At 71.0% G+C, this 13,954-nt stretch carries 14 protein-coding genes; 4 read left to right on the forward strand and 10 right to left on the reverse strand.

Going from position 1 to position 13,954, the window contains the following annotated elements:
• Positions 1–6 precede the first annotated feature (6 nt).
• The 6 genes from ACZ58V_RS29065 to ACZ58V_RS29090 all read right to left on the reverse strand — a co-directional run bounded on the left by ACZ58V_RS29065 (position 7) and on the right by ACZ58V_RS29090 (position 5,760).
• A complete protein-coding gene (locus tag ACZ58V_RS29065; RefSeq protein WP_468192446.1) occupies positions 7–963 on the reverse strand; it encodes an ABC transporter substrate-binding protein in 957 nt (318 codons plus the stop codon).
• Positions 964–1,026: 63 nt separating this feature from the next.
• Positions 1,027–1,692, reverse strand: coding sequence for an ABC transporter permease (locus tag ACZ58V_RS29070; protein WP_359888500.1), 666 nt, complete (start codon positions 1,690–1,692; stop codon positions 1,027–1,029).
• Positions 1,689–2,387, reverse strand: a complete 699-nt coding sequence (locus tag ACZ58V_RS29075; protein ID WP_468191968.1) for an ABC transporter permease — start codon at positions 2,385–2,387, stop codon at positions 1,689–1,691. The genes ACZ58V_RS29070 and ACZ58V_RS29075 overlap by 4 nt, the downstream gene beginning before the upstream one ends.
• The gene (locus ACZ58V_RS29080) at positions 2,384–3,505 is read right to left on the reverse strand and encodes an ABC transporter ATP-binding protein (protein WP_471293530.1); all 1,122 of its coding nucleotides are present in this window, start codon (positions 3,503–3,505) and stop codon (positions 2,384–2,386) included. The genes ACZ58V_RS29075 and ACZ58V_RS29080 overlap by 4 nt, the downstream gene beginning before the upstream one ends.
• A gap of 66 nt (positions 3,506–3,571) precedes the next feature.
• Positions 3,572–5,065 carry a sensor histidine kinase gene (locus ACZ58V_RS29085; RefSeq protein ID WP_471293532.1) on the reverse strand — a complete coding sequence of 498 codons (1,494 nt, stop codon included), beginning with the start codon at positions 5,063–5,065 and terminating at the stop codon, positions 3,572–3,574.
• Positions 5,062–5,760: a response regulator transcription factor gene (locus tag ACZ58V_RS29090; RefSeq protein WP_382825598.1), complete on the reverse strand. Its 699-nt coding sequence runs from the start codon at positions 5,758–5,760 to the stop codon at positions 5,062–5,064. Before ACZ58V_RS29090 ends, ACZ58V_RS29085 begins: the two co-directional genes overlap by 4 nt.
• Before the next feature lie 152 nt (positions 5,761–5,912).
• Between ACZ58V_RS29090 and ACZ58V_RS29095 the strand changes: the two genes are divergently transcribed.
• From ACZ58V_RS29095 to ACZ58V_RS29110, 4 genes are read left to right on the forward strand one after another with little or no spacing between them, the layout of a single operon-like run.
• Complete coding sequence (locus ACZ58V_RS29095; RefSeq protein ID WP_471293535.1) at positions 5,913–7,253, forward strand: ferredoxin reductase family protein; 1,341 nt, start codon at positions 5,913–5,915, stop codon at positions 7,251–7,253.
• A gap of 13 nt (positions 7,254–7,266) precedes the next feature.
• Positions 7,267–7,680: an FMN-binding protein gene (locus tag ACZ58V_RS29100; protein ID WP_405507884.1), complete on the forward strand. Its 414-nt coding sequence runs from the start codon at positions 7,267–7,269 to the stop codon at positions 7,678–7,680.
• A 4-nt stretch (positions 7,681–7,684) separates the two neighbouring features.
• Complete coding sequence (locus tag ACZ58V_RS29105) at positions 7,685–8,428, forward strand: FAD:protein FMN transferase (protein ID WP_468191981.1); 744 nt, start codon at positions 7,685–7,687, stop codon at positions 8,426–8,428.
• 41 nt (positions 8,429–8,469) lie between these two features.
• A complete protein-coding gene (locus ACZ58V_RS29110) occupies positions 8,470–9,012 on the forward strand; it encodes an MOSC domain-containing protein (RefSeq protein ID WP_468191984.1) in 543 nt (180 codons plus the stop codon).
• A 22-nt stretch (positions 9,013–9,034) separates the two neighbouring features.
• Here ACZ58V_RS29110 and ACZ58V_RS29115 read toward each other — a convergent pair whose 3' ends face one another.
• The 4 genes from ACZ58V_RS29115 to ACZ58V_RS29130 all read right to left on the reverse strand — a co-directional run bounded on the left by ACZ58V_RS29115 (position 9,035) and on the right by ACZ58V_RS29130 (position 13,947).
• Positions 9,035–9,973, reverse strand: a complete 939-nt coding sequence (locus ACZ58V_RS29115) for a Dyp-type peroxidase (protein WP_471293541.1) — start codon at positions 9,971–9,973, stop codon at positions 9,035–9,037.
• Between the two features lie 127 nt (positions 9,974–10,100).
• A complete protein-coding gene (locus ACZ58V_RS29120; protein ID WP_471293544.1) occupies positions 10,101–12,161 on the reverse strand; it encodes a beta-galactosidase in 2,061 nt (686 codons plus the stop codon).
• Positions 12,162–12,190: 29 nt separating this feature from the next.
• Positions 12,191–13,009 (reverse strand): carbohydrate ABC transporter permease, encoded by an 819-nt coding sequence (locus tag ACZ58V_RS29125; protein WP_468191991.1) that lies wholly within the window; start codon positions 13,007–13,009, stop codon positions 12,191–12,193.
• Positions 13,006–13,947: a carbohydrate ABC transporter permease gene (locus ACZ58V_RS29130; RefSeq protein ID WP_468191994.1), complete on the reverse strand. Its 942-nt coding sequence runs from the start codon at positions 13,945–13,947 to the stop codon at positions 13,006–13,008. The genes ACZ58V_RS29125 and ACZ58V_RS29130 overlap by 4 nt, the downstream gene beginning before the upstream one ends.
• Between the last annotated feature and the right edge of the window lie 7 nt (positions 13,948–13,954).

Genomic DNA, 13,954 nt, shown 5'->3' on the forward strand with positions numbered 1-13,954 from the left:
GGCGGGTCAGGTCAGGCCCGCCGACTTCAGCCACTCCTTGGCCACGTCCAGCGGGTCCTGCTTCTCGAGCTGGACCTTCGCGTCCAGCTCGAGCAGCGCGGCCGTGTCGAGCTTGGCCGAGACCGCGTCGAGGGCCGCGGCGCCCTCCTTGGACAGCTCGCCCTTGCGGACCAGCGGCTGCACGTTCTGGAAGCCGAAGAGGTTCTCCGGGTCCTTCAGGACGACGAACTTGTCCCGGGCGATGGTCGGGTCGGTGGTGAAGAGGTCCGCGGCCTGCACGGTGTTCTTCTTCAGCGCCGTCTGGGTCAGCGGACCACCCGCGTCGAGGGACTTGAAGGACTTGAACTCAAGGCCGTACACCGACTTCAGGCCCACCAGACCCTGGTGCCGGGTCTGGAACTCCGGCGAGCCGCCGAAGTCCAGGTCCCCCGCGACGTCCTTGAGGTCCGCTATGGACGAGTCCGGGGTCAGCTTGTACTTCTTCGCGGTCTCCGCGTTGACCGTCACGGAGTCCTTGTTCTGCGCGGCCGAGGGCTTCAGCAGCTCCAGCTTGGAGTCGAGCTTGCCGTTGATGGCGGTCGTGGTCTCCTCGACCGTCTTAGGCTTGGCCTTGGCGTCGAGGTAGGCCAGCAGGGAGCCGTTGTACTCCGGCAGCACGGTGACGCTGCCGTTCTTCATCAGACCGTAGGTGGTCTCCCGGCTGCCGATGTTGGGCTTGTAGGTGACCTTGATGCCCTTGGACTTGAGGGCCTCGCCGTAGATGTCGGCGAGCAGGATGGACTCGGCGAAGTTGTTGGAGCCGACGACGACGGCCCCGCCCTCCGCCCCGCCGCCCTTGAGCGGGTCGTCGGAGGTGCCGCCGGAGGAACAGCCCCCGAGAAGAGCTGCCGCCGCGGCCAGCGCGACCGCTGCCGCGCCGGGGTGCCTCGTGATGGACCGGGTGCTGCTCTTCCGTGTAGTAATCACCCACTGATCCAAGCCAGCGGATATTCGGTCAGTCAAGAGCAGCTTGGTTACCAATTGGCGTCATCTCCTGCGCACACCCGGCGACACCGCGACCCGGGCCGCCGCCCAGAACAGCGCGAGCGTGACCAGCGCGAGGACGGCCACCAGCGTCGCGCCGCCCACCACCTTCTCGTAGTTGCGCTGGTAAAGGCCGTCGACGATGTACCGGCCGAGGCCGCCCAGGCTGACGTACGCGGCGATGGTGGCCGTGGACACGATCTGGATGGCCGCCGAGCGCAGGCCGCTCAGGATCAGCGGCAGCGCGACCGGCAGTTCCACCTGGAAGAGGATCCGGGACTCGTGCATGCCCATGCCGCGGGCGGCGTCCACCGGCGAGGGGTCGACGGAGCGCATCGCCTCGTAGGTGGTGACCAGGATCGGCGGGACGGCGAGGATGACCAGCGGGATCATCACGGGCAGCATCCCGAACCCCAGCAGGGTGGTCATCAGCACCAGCAGACCGAAGCTGGGCAGGGCCCGCCCGGCGGTGGCGACCAGGGACAGGGCGTTGCCTCCGCGCCCGTAGTGGCCGGTGACCAGGCCGATCGGCAGTCCGATCGCGGCGGCGAGGAGCAGCGCCTCCAGGGTGTACTGGACATGCTCCCCGAGCCGGGCCGGGATGCCGTCGTAGCCCTGCCAGTGGGCGCTGTCGCTGAAGAACGAGTTGACGAAGTTGAGTACGTTCACCGGGCAGCGTCCTTAAGGGCGGGCGCCGGCTTGCGGCGGGCCGTCCCGCTCGGCATCCACGGCGTCAGCAGCACGCGGACGAGGACCAGCAGGGCGTCGACGAGGATCGCCAGGAGCGCCGTGGTGATCACGGAGTTCCAGGTGAGTTCGGGCCGGTTGTAGATCTGCGCGTCGTGGAGCAGGTTGCCGAGCGCGCCCTGGTTGCCGATCAGCATGCCGACGCTGACGAGGGAGATGCTCGACACGGTCGCCACCCGCAGGCCCGCGATGATCGCCGGCACCGCGATCGGCAACTGCACCTGGAAGTACCGCCGTACCGGCCCGAAGCCCATGGCGGTGGCGGCGGCCAGGGTCTCCGGGGGCACCGAGCGCACCCCGTCGACGATCGCCGGGACGAGCACCACCAGGCTGTACACGGCCAGCGGGATCATCACGGTGAGTTCGGTCTGCCCGGTGTAGTCGATGAGCACCACGAAGAACGCCAGGGACGGGATGGCGTACAGGACGGTCGTCAGGCCGAGGACGGGCGGGTACAGCCAGCGGAAGCGCACGCACAGCTGGGCGATCGGCAGCGCCAGGAGCAGTCCGGCCGCCACCGGCAGCAGGGCCTCCCGCAGGTGCAGCCCGATCAGCCCGAACCAGCTGTGCTGGAGGTCGCTCGGGATGTCGAAGAAGTCGTGGAGGTAGTCGCTCATCCGGCGACCTTCTCGTCGTCGCGGCGGGCCTCGTGGGCGCTGCGGATCGCCTCGCCGATGGTGTGCTGGGCGACCACTCCGGTCACGCGTCCGCCGGCGTCCACGGCGACGGCCCAGCCGGTCGGGGAGAGCACGGCGCAGTCGAGGGCGGCCCGCAGCGAGTCGGTGCCGGGCACGAACGGCCGCCCGTAGGACAGGAGCCGGTCCGGCCTGATGTCACCGGCCGCGAGATCCTGCGGCGCGCTCCAGCCGAGTGGCCTGCCGTCCGTGTCGGTCACCAGGAGCCAGGGGGCGTCGGGGGCCGCGATCTGCTCGGCGGTGGCGTCGGCCCGGATCACCGGGTCGGTCGTCAGCGTGAGCCCGGCGGACGGGAAGAACGACAGGCCGCGGATGCCGCGGTCGGCGCCGAGGAAGTCCTCGACGAAGGCGTCGGCGGGGTCGGACAGCAGCTCGGCCGGGGGCGCGTACTGGGCGAGCCGGCCGCCTTCACGCAGCACGGCGACCATCGTGCCGAGTTTGATCGCCTCGTCGATGTCGTGGGTGACGAAGACGATGGTCTTGCCCAGCTCGTCCTGGATGCGCAGCAGTTCATCCTGGAGGACCTTGCGCACCACGGGGTCGACCGCCGAGAACGGCTCGTCCATGAGCAGCACCGGCGGGTCGGCGGCGAGCGCCCGGGCCACGCCGACGCGCTGCTGCTGGCCGCCGGACAGCTGGTACGGGTACCGCTTGGCGAGCGCGGCGTCGAGGCCCACGCGCTCCATCAGTTCGGCCGCCCGGTCCCGGGCCTTCTGCTTGCCCCAGCCGAGCATGCGGGGCACGGTCGCGATGTTGTCGACGATCGTGCGGTGCTGGAAGAGGCCGGCGTTCTGGATGACGTATCCCATGGACCGGCGCAGGGTGGTGACGGGCTGCCGCTGGATGTCCTCGCCGTCGAGGAGGATCGTTCCCTCGCTCGGTTCGACCATCCTGTTGATCATCCGCAGGGTGGTCGTCTTGCCGCAGCCCGACGGTCCGACGAGGACGGTGATCGAGCGGTCGGGTATCTCCATGGAGAGCCGGTCGACCGCCACCGTGCCGTCCGGGTACCGCTTGGTGACTGATTCGATCCGTATCAAGGCGCCGGGGCCCTTCGGGTTGGCGGAGACTGTTGGCCATGGTCGTACGGGCTGTGCCGGACGAGTCTAGACCGCGGTGTTTTCCGGACTCTGGGCGGCCGGTGGCTCATTCCCGTGCCCGTTCCCGCCAAGCGGCAGGCGGACGGTGAAGGCCGTCGCCCCCGGCTCGCTGTCCAGCTCGATGCGGCCGCCGTGGACCCGGACCAGGGACTGGGCGACCGCGAGGCCGAGGCCGCTGCCGCCGCGGTCGCGGCTGCGGGCCTTGTCGACGCGGTAGAAGCGGTCGAAGACCCGGGCCCGGTCGTCGGGCGGGATGCCCGGACCGGTGTCGGCGACCCGCACCTCGGCCGAGCCGGGCACGAGGCACACCTCCACGGACACCTTCGTCCCTGCGGGGGTGTGCACGGCGGCGTTGGTGAGGAGGTTGTCGACGACCTGCCGGATGCGCAGCGGGTCCATCCGCAGCCGCACCGGCCGCGGCCCCGCGAGCACGGTCAGCGGATGGTCCGGGCGGCCCGCGCGGAAGGCGTCAGCGGCCTGGCACACCAACTCGACCAGGTCGGTGTCCTCCAGCCGCAGCGGCGCCTCCACCTCCGCCGCGTCCAGCCGGGCGAGCAGCAGCAGGTCGTCCAGGAGGACGCCCATCCGGGCGGCCTCGGCACGCAGCCGGGCCAGGTGCCGGTCGCGTTCCTCGGGGGCGTTGGCGGCGGCGTACTGGAAGAGGTCGGCGTAGCCGCGTACCGACATCAGCGGGGTGCGCAGCTCGTGCGAGGCGTCCGCGACGAACCGGCGCAGCCGCTGCTCGGCCTCCGCGCGCACGGCGAGGGAGTCGTCGATGTGCTCCAGCATCGTGTTGAAGGCGGTCCGCAGTTCGTCCACCTCGGGCCCGCCGTCCCGGCCGTCGGCGCGCAGCGGCAGCCGGGCCGCCGACTCGGTCAGGTCGTGCGAGGCGATGCCGTGCGCGGTGGACGCCATGTCGCTGAGCGGTTTCAGTCCGCGGCGCAGTGTCCTGCGGCCGAAGACGACCAGCGCGAGCAGCGCGGCCCCGAAGGTGACGACCTGGATGGTGATCAGCTGCCCGACCGTGTCCTCGATGTCCTCCATGGGCGCGGCGCTGACCAGGACGACCCCGGGCTCGACCTGGCAGGCGCGCAGCCGGTAGGAGCCCGCGCCCTTGAGGTGCTCGGTGCGCAGGAGTTCGGTGTGCGCGGCGGTCTGCGCCCGGGCCAGGGAGGTGAAGTCGTCGACGTCCTTCGGCAGGTCGGCTGGGTCCTCGGGCCTGCGGAGCTCGGGCGTGCCGTCCGACACGTCGTACACGGCGTAGAACCAGCTGTAGTACTTCTTGCCCGAGAGCGTGCCGTAGTCCGCGATGCTCTTGGACTGGGCGATCTGGGCCTGTGCCAGCTGGGTGTCGAGCTGGGCCGAGAGGTAGTCCCGCATGTACGTGGTCAGGGCCGTGCCGACGACGGCGAACACGACCAGCGCCAGGGCGCCGAGGCCCAGGGCCAGCCGGGTGCCCAGGCGCATCCTGCGGTAGGTGCGCCGCAGTCTGGCGATCACTCGGAGGCCTGCCGCAGCACGTACCCGAATCCCCGCACGGTGTGGATCAGGGGCGCGCCGCCGTCGTCCGTCTCGTCGAGCTTGCGGCGCAGCCGGCTGACGACCAGCTCGACGACGTTGGAGCGGCCGCCGAAGCCGTACTCCCAGACGTGGTCGAGGATCTGCGCCTTGGTGAGCACGGTGGGCGACTTGCGCATGAGGTAGCGCAGCACCTCGTACTCGGTCGGGGTCAGCGACAGCAGTCGCTCGCCGCGCCGCACCTCACGGGTGTCCTCGTCCATCGTCAGGTCGCCGACCTGGAGCACGGACCGCTGGAAGGCGGGGCCGGCGCTGCGCCGCAGCACGGTCCGCAGCCGGGCCATCAGCTCCTCCACGGCGAACGGCTTGACCAGGTAGTCGTCGCCGCCCCGCGTCAGGCCCGCGACCCGGTCGGCGACGCCGTCGCGCGCGGTGAGGAACACCACCGGCACCATCGTCCCGGAGGCGCGCAGCCGGTCCAGGACGCCGAAGCCGTCCACGCCGGGCAGCATCAGGTCGAGCACCACGATGTCCGGGTGGAACTCGGCGGCCCGCTTCAGCGCGTCCTCGCCGGTGTACGCCGTGACCGCGTCCCAGCCCTCGTAGCGGGCGACGGTCGCGACGAGATCGGCGATGGGCGGGTCGTCGTCCACGACGAGGAGGCGTACTTTTTCCACCCGCTCATAGTGCTTCACCTGTCCCTCGCCTCCATAGCCGTCCGCCCCTTCGCCGCGCGATCGATAAACACTTGAAAGTTGAGCGACAGTATTTCGACAGCTCCCCCGCGACAAGCTCGGTGTCCCAGGATCCGATCAAGGAGCTGCCGACCGTGACGACCCTCCAAGAACCTCCCGCGGCGACCCGCGCGGGCGTGCGCCCCAGAGTGGTGGGGCGCACCGGCCTGTACGCGGTGCTGCTCGCCAACGCGGTCGTGGTGGCCGTCTTCTTCGCCCAGGCCGGCTTCGCCTCGAACACGCTCATCGTGCTGGGCCGGCTGACCGGGCTGTACGGTTCGCTGCTCATGGCGTTCCAGCTGCTGCTGGTGGCGCGGCTGCCGTGGTTCGACCGGCGGATCGGCATGGACCGGCTGACGTCCTGGCACCGCTGGACCGGCTTCTCGGTGCTGTGGCTGCTGCTCGCGCACGCGGTGTTCATCGTCTTCGGCTACGCCGAATCCTCGTCCCTGGACCCGGTGAACCAGCTGGTGGACCTCGCCGAGACCGTCGAGGGCGTGCTGCGCGCGATCACCGCCCTGGCGATCATCATCGTGGTCGGCGTGGTCTCCGCCCGCGCCGCCCGGCGCCGGCTGGCCTACGAGACCTGGCACTTCATCCACCTGTACACCTACGTCGCGGTGGTGCTGGCGTTCACGCACCAGGTCGCGGCGGGCACGACGTTCACCTCGTCGTCCGCGGCGAAGACGTACTGGTACGCCGTGTGGGGCGGGGCCCTCGCCGCGGTCTTCGTGGGCCGTCTGGTGCTGCCACTGTGGCGCAACCTCCGTCACCAACTGCGTGTGACGGCCGTCGTCCCGGAGAGCGACAACGTCGTCTCGATCTACATCACGGGCCGCGACCTCGACCGGCTGCCCGCCCGGGCCGGACAGTTCTTCCTGTGGCGGTTCCTGACCAAGGACCGCTGGTGGCAGGCCAACCCGTTCTCGCTGTCCGCCGCCCCGGACGGCCGTACGCTCCGGCTGACCGCCAAGCGCGCGGGCGACGGCAGCGCGGCCCTGCGGCACCTGAAGGTGGGCACGCGCGTGTTCGCCGAGGGCCCCTACGGTGCCTTCACCACCCTGCACCGCACCCGCCCGGACGCCGTGCTCATCGCGGGCGGCGTCGGTGTCACGCCGATCCGGGCCCTGCTGGAGGAGCTGCACGGCCACGCGGTCGTGATCTACCGGGTGGCCACGGACCAGGACGCCGTCCTCTACGACGAACTGCGCGACCTCGCCCTCGCCAAGGGCGCCGAACTGCACCTGGTGACCGGCCCGCCGGTGCCGGACCGGCTGGCGCCCGGGGAACTCACCCGTCTGGTGCCGGACATCGCCGGCCGGGACGTCTACCTGTGCGGCCCGCCGCCGATGATGAACGCGGTGCTCGGCAGCCTGCGCGAGCTGGGCGTGCCCAAGCCGCAGATCCACTTCGAACGCTTCAGCCTGGCCGGATGACGAGGAGACTGTCGTGAAGCGAGCCATACCCGTCCTCGTCCTGAGCGTCGCGGGCCTGATCCCGGTCTGGCGCTACGCGCCCTCGCACGACACCGGGTCGTCGTCGACCGTCACGGAGGCTGCGGCGCCGGCGTCCACGCCCTCGGCCTCGTCGTCGGGCGGAACCACCTCCACGGTCGTCTCGGGGTCCACGATCGACACCGAGAAGGGACCGGTGCAGGTCGAGGTCACCTTCGACGGCGACAAGATCGCCTCGGTGCGGATGCTGCAGCAGCCGAACCACCCGCAGACCACGGCCGCCGTGCCCCAGCTGATCGAAGAGACGCTCCAGGCGCAGAGCGCCGACATCGACACGGTGTCCGGCGCCACGGTCACCAGCGACGGCTACAAGGAGTCGCTCCAGGCCGCCATCGACGCGAAGGGCTGACGGAATGCGGCGCGTCGAGCACGTGATGGGGTTCCCGGTGTCGGTCCGCATCGACGACAAGGGCTTCCCCGAGGCGGCGGTGGACGGCCTCTTCGCCTGGCTGCACGAGGTCGACGCGCGGTTCAGCCCGTTCCGGCCGGACAGCGAGGTGTCGCGGCTGGACCGCGGGGAGGTGTCCGTGCCCAGCGCGGCGCTCCGGGAGGTCCTGGACCTGTGCGAGGAGTACCGGGTCGCGACCGGGGGCGCGTTCGACGTACGCCTGCCGGGGCGCGGCCTCGATCCCTGCGCCGTGGTGAAGGGCTGGTCGGTGCAGAAGGGGGCGGAGCTGCTGGCGGCGGCCGGGGCGCGGCGCTTCTGCCTCAACGCGGGCGGTGACGTGGTCGCCGCCGGCGGCCCCTGGCGCGTGGGCGTACGGCATCCCGAGCACGCCGACCAGCTGTGCACGGTCCTGGACCTCACGGACCGGGCCGTCGCGACGTCCGCCCGCTACGAGCGCGGCGACCACATCGTCGACGGACGTACCGGGCGCCCGGCGAGGGGGCTGCTCAGCCTCACGGTCGTCGCCCCCACCCTCACCGAGGCGGACACCGTCGCGACGGCGGCCTTCGCGCTGGGCGCCGAGGGCGTCGAGTGGGCGGCGGCCCGGGAGAACTGCGAGGTGTTCGCGGTGGACGCCGGGCGCCGGGTCCTGCGGTCGCCGGGGTTCCCGTCCGCCGGGGAACGGACAGCCTCACAGGCGGCGGGTTAGGCTCCTGAGGGATCACTGCCGAACGGAAGGGGGCCGAAGGCATGAGCGCGACGGTGACGGCGGTCAGCAGCAACGGCGAGTACTCGTTCACCAAGCCGAACCGGGACAGCATCACCCTGCTCGCGGGACTGGGGGTGGAGGGCGACATCCACGCGGGGGTGACGGTCAAGCACCGTTCGCGGGTCGCCCAGGACCCCACCCAGCCGAATCTGCGCCAGGTGCACCTCATCCACGAGGAGCTCTTCGCCGAGGTCGGCGACGCGGGGTTCGAGGTGGCACCCGGCGCACTCGGGGAGAACATCACCACACGCGGCATCGACCTGCTCGGCCTGCCGGCCGGCACCCTGCTGCACATCGGTGAGGCCGCGGTGGTGGAGGTGACGGGCCTGCGCAACCCCTGCCTCCAGATCGACGCCTTCCAGGACGGGCTGCTGAAGCAGGTCGTAGGCCGTGACGAGGCAGGCCGGATCGTGCGCAAGGCCGGGATCATGAGCGTCGTACGCGAGGGCGGCGTGGTGCGCCCCGGCGACTCCATCGAGGTGCGGCTCCCCGCCGAACCGCACCGGCCGCTGGAACGCGTCTGAACGAGCCCTGCTGACGGGCCTGTCAGCCCTCGGGCAAGTCCTCCAGGAAGTCCGCCGGCGGCACGAAGAACAGGCTGCCGGTGACGGCCCGTGAGTAGTCCAGCAGCGGGTCGGGCCCCGCGCCCGGCCCGCCGAGGAACATCTTGCGCAGCATCGTCTCGGGTATCCCGGGCGTGCGCGCGTAGGCCACGAAGTATGTGCCGAACTCACCGTGCCCCGGCCTGCCGAACGGCATCGCCGAGCGCAGTATCTTCTGCTCCGAGCCGTCCGGGCCGAGGACGGTGTTGACGTCCTTGTGGGAGCCCGGCGCGTCCAGTTCGAGGTTGGTGAGCTTGGTGCGGCCTATCACCTTCTCCTGCGCCTCCACGGCGAGGGCCTCCCACGCGTCCACGTCGTGCAGGTACTTCTGCACCATCGCGTAACTGCCGCCGCGGAAGGCGGGATCCTCCTCGCCGACCAGCGCCGCGTCGGCCGCGGGCGGGCCGACGGGGTTCTCGGTTCCGTCGACGAAGCCGAGGAGATTGCGCGAGTCGAAGTAGGCGAAGGCCTGCGTCTCGTCCCGTACGGTGACCGCGCCGCGCAGCCGCCGCACCAGTTCGGCGGCCAGGGCGAAGCACAGGTCGGTGCGGGCGGCCTTGATGTGCAAGAACAGGTCGCCGGGAGTGGCCGGGGCGTGGTGCCGGGGCCCGGCCAGTTCGCGGAACGGGTGCAGTTCGGCGGGCCGCGGTCCGCCGAACAGCCGTCCCCAGGCCCGGGATCCGACCCCGGCGACACAGCCGAGACCACCGTCGGGACTGGGGAAGCCGACGGAGCGCACCAGGCCCGCGAGGGAGCCCAGCGCCTCCCTTACGGCGGCCTCCCCGCCGGGTTCGATCGTGGCGACCAGGAACACCGCGATCGACGCGGGCGGGTTCAGCAGCGGCTGTGGCAGCGTCTCTCCCGGGGGCAGCGGTGACGTCATGGCTTTCCCATCCCTTCGCCGGCCGACACGGCCCGCCCGCTCCCCCTCCGGGGCGGCGCGGCCCACGCCCCTGACACGATGCCCAGCGAACGGGCGGCCGGAACTCCCCGGCCGGGAAGGACGGTTGCTACAGCGCGTCGTCCTGAAGCACCTTCACATCCCAGGGCCCGAGCGGCACCGTGTCGCCGTAGACGGTCTCCGACAGCACGTCCCGCACGGCCGCGGGCACCGGCACGGACACCTCGTCCCACGACCAGTTGTGCAGGAAGCGCACGCGGCGGCCGTCCCGGGCGGTCGCCGAGGTGGCCGTGACGCTCGGGTGGGCGGGGCGCCAGGCGCTGTCCGGGGCGTACCGGTCGAACAGGGCCCGGGCGAAGACCGGGTCGGGCACGGTGCCGACGTAGGTGATGCGGCCGGTGCCGTGGCGGTGGGTGGTGACCGCGGGCCAGCGGCCGAAGTGCGGATGCGTGTACGCCGCCAGCGTCTCGGCGCCCTGCGGCCGCAGTCCGTCAGCCCAGTGCAGGGCGTGCGCGTCGGCCGGGAGGGGGAGGGAGTCGGTGCCGGTGACGGGCAGCGGGTCCCGCAGGTTGCTGAACTCGTCGTACGTGACCCCGGCGGCCTCGGCAAGGCGGCCCGGCTGGAGGTCGGTGCGGGCCCTGGCCTCGGTGTCGCCGTAGCCGGTGCGGGGGCCGAGGACGAGATGACCACCGGCCTCGGCGTAGGCACGGAGCCGGTCGAGGACGGTGTCGTCGGCGGCGTAGTAGCCGGGGACGACCAGCAGGGGCGGCAGGTCGGCGTCCGGAAGCTGCCCGGGATGCAGGACGCGTGCCTGGAGTCCCGCGTCGAAGGCACCGCGGTAGAAGGCGTCGAAGATCTTCTCGTACGACCTCCCGTCCGGGTTTCCTTCGGCGTCGGCGAGCGGCGGCTGGCCCTTGAGCGCCCACTTGCTTGGCCCGTCGTACAGGAAGGCGACGTCGGCGTCCGGGGTGAGGGAGGCGACCAGGTCCCCCGCCTTCTCCAACTCACCACCCAGTGCGGCCAGTTCGCGATAGACGCGGCCGGGCCTGCCGTGGTGCGGGAGGATGCCGCCCCAGTAGGTCTCGGTGCCGAAGTGCAGGGTGTGCCAGTGCCAGTACTCGATCATCGAGGCGCCCCGGGAGATCAGCGCCCAGGCAGCCTGGCGCCACTGGCCATCGTAGGCGGGGCGGTTGTCCCACGGCCCGCTGATGGCCTGCGCGTTGGTCTCGGTGACCAGGTAGGGCTCCTGGCGGGAGGAGTACATACGGTCGGCGCTGCGGTAGAGCGCCCAGGTGCCGTTGGTCGTCCAGTGCTGCCCGTCACCGTTGACGTCGGGCAGGGCGAGGGCGTCCTGCATCGTGTAGTACGGGTTGCCCGCGGTGACGTCGAGACGCTCGGTGAGACGGTCGTCCTCGACGCCCTGGCGGTCGTAGGAGATGCAGGTCGTGACGAACTGGCCGGGGCGGGCGTACTCACGCACGATCTCGGCCTGCCAGGCGATGAACTCGGTGGTGAGCCGGGCCTGGAAGCGCCGCCAGGCCAGGTCGTACTGCGGCTGGGCGTTGCCGTCCGGGGTCCACAGGTCGGCCCAGGTGGACAGCCGGTGCGACCAGTAGACCAGGCCCCATTCGCGGTTGAGGGTCTCCACGTCGCCGTACCGCTCACGCAGTTCGTCGGTGAAACGCTGGAAGACACCGTGGTTGTGGAAGAGGTGCAGGCCCGGTTCGTTGTCGACCTGGAAGCCGATGACCGCCGGGTGGTCGGCGTACCGGCCGACGACCTTGCGGATGATCCGCTCGGCGTGGAAGCGGAACGCGGGGTGGGTGAAGTCGACCTCCTGGCGGGCGCCCCAGCCGAGGCGCTCGCCCGTGCGGGACTCGCCCGCGATCTCCGGGTACTGCCGGGCCAGCCACGGCGGCACCGCGTACGTCGGCGTCCCGAGGATCACCGAGATGCCCCGCTCGTGCGCGCCGTCCAGCACCGGCTGGAGCCAGTCGAGGTCGAAGCGGCCGTTCTCGGGCTCCCAGGTGGACCACACCGACTCGCCGACGCGGATCACCGTGAAGCGGGCCTCGGCCATCAGGTCGAGGTCGTCCTTGAGGCGCTCGTACGGCTGGTACTCGTGGTAGTAGGCGGCACCGAACAGGACGCGTCGGGGCAGCTCGAACATGCTTCTCCTTCAGGTGAGTTGGCGGGAGGTCAGCCTTTGACCGCGCCCGTGGACAGGCCTTCGAGGAGCTGTTTGCGCAGCAGCACGAAGAGGGCGACGGCGGGCAGGACGGCGAGGACGGCTCCGGCGAGCACGAGGTCGTACTGCCGCTGCTCCGACACGAACAGGGTCTGCAGGCCCAGCGGCAGGGTGTACTGGGAGCTGTCGGAGACCAGCACCAGCGGCCACAGGAAGCTGTTGTAGCTCTGCAGGAACTGCCAGACGCCCAGGGCGCCCAGCGAGGGCCGCAGCAGCGGCAGCACGATGGTGCGGAAGATGCCGAACTCGCTCGCCCCGTCGATCCGGGCGGCCTCAAGCACCGAGTCCGGGACGGACTGCACGATGTACTGCTGCATCATGAAGATCCCGAACGCGGGCGCCACCCACGGCACGATCAGCGCGAACCACGGGCTGCCGAGCCCGGTCTTCACGAGGATCACGAACAGCGGCACGAGAACCACCGCGAACGGGATCGACAGCGAGCTGAACATGACGTTGAACAGCAGCCGCTTCCCGGCGAAGCGGAACTTGGCGAAGCCGTAGCCGGCGAGCGCGCAGACGAAGACGGACACGGTGGTGGCGACGACGGCGACCACCGTGCTCATCAGGAACCAGCGGCCGAAGGGCTGGTCGGTGAGCAGGGTGCGGTAGTTGTCCAGGGTGAAGGGGTCGGGGACGAGCTTCGGCGGGTAGCCGAAGATCTCGCCGCGCGGCTTGAACGAGCCGCTCAGCGCCCACAGCAGCGGGGCGAGGAAGCCCAGGAACAGCAGGACCAGGACGCCGTAGAGGGGCAGGCGGGCGCGTGTCATGAGGTGGCCCTCCCGATGCCGAGGAGACGGTTGACGAGCCGGCTGAGGCCGAAGACGAGGACGAAGAGGACGACGGCTGCGGCCGCCGCGTAGCCGAACTGCTGGCGCTGGAAGGCGGCCCGGTAGATGAACATGGTCACCGAGAGGGTCGACTCGGCCGGTCCGCCGCCGGTCAGCAGATACGGCTCCTCGAAGATCTGGGCCGCGCAGATGAAGGACGTGACGACGACGAACGCCGTCACCGGCTTCAGCGACGGCAGGGTGACGGTGGTGAACGTACGCAGCCGGCCTGCTCCGTCGATCGCGGCGGCCTCGTACAGCTCCCTGGGCACGTTCTGGAGCCCGGCGAGGAAGAAGACGGTGAGGTAGCCGGTCCAGCGCCACAGCATGACCAGGGCGATGCTCACCTTGGCGACGGTCGGGTCGCCGAGCCAGTCGACGCCGCCGGTGCCGAACAGGGCCCGCAGCACCGCGTTGGCGAGCCCGAACTGCCGGTCGAAGATCAGGCCGAAGACCAGGGCGACGAGGATCGGGGAGACGACGATCGGCACGAAGTAGGCGGTCCGCCACAGGTCACGCGCCCGCAGACCCCGGGTGTTGAGCGCCTGGGCGATCAGCAGCGCGAGCGGGACGATGACACAGACCGAGACCAGCACGAAGACGGCGGTGTTGCCGAGGGCCCGGTGGAAGCTGATGTCGGTGGCGAGCAGCCGGTAGTTGCGCAGCCCCACCCAGTGCGGGGTGCCCAGCCCCACCCACTCGGTGAGACTCAGCCACAGCGAGACCCCGACCGGGACCAGCATGAACAGGACGTAGAGGAGATAGAAGGGGGAGATGAAGAGGTAGGGCGCCCAGGATCCGCGAGGGCGGTGCGCCGCGCGGTCCGGGCCGCTGTGCTGGCGCGTGATGCCGGACGGTCCGGTGACGGTGGTGGTCATGTCGTCG

It is taken from the genome of Streptomyces sp. NPDC040589 (genome assembly GCF_055594445.1).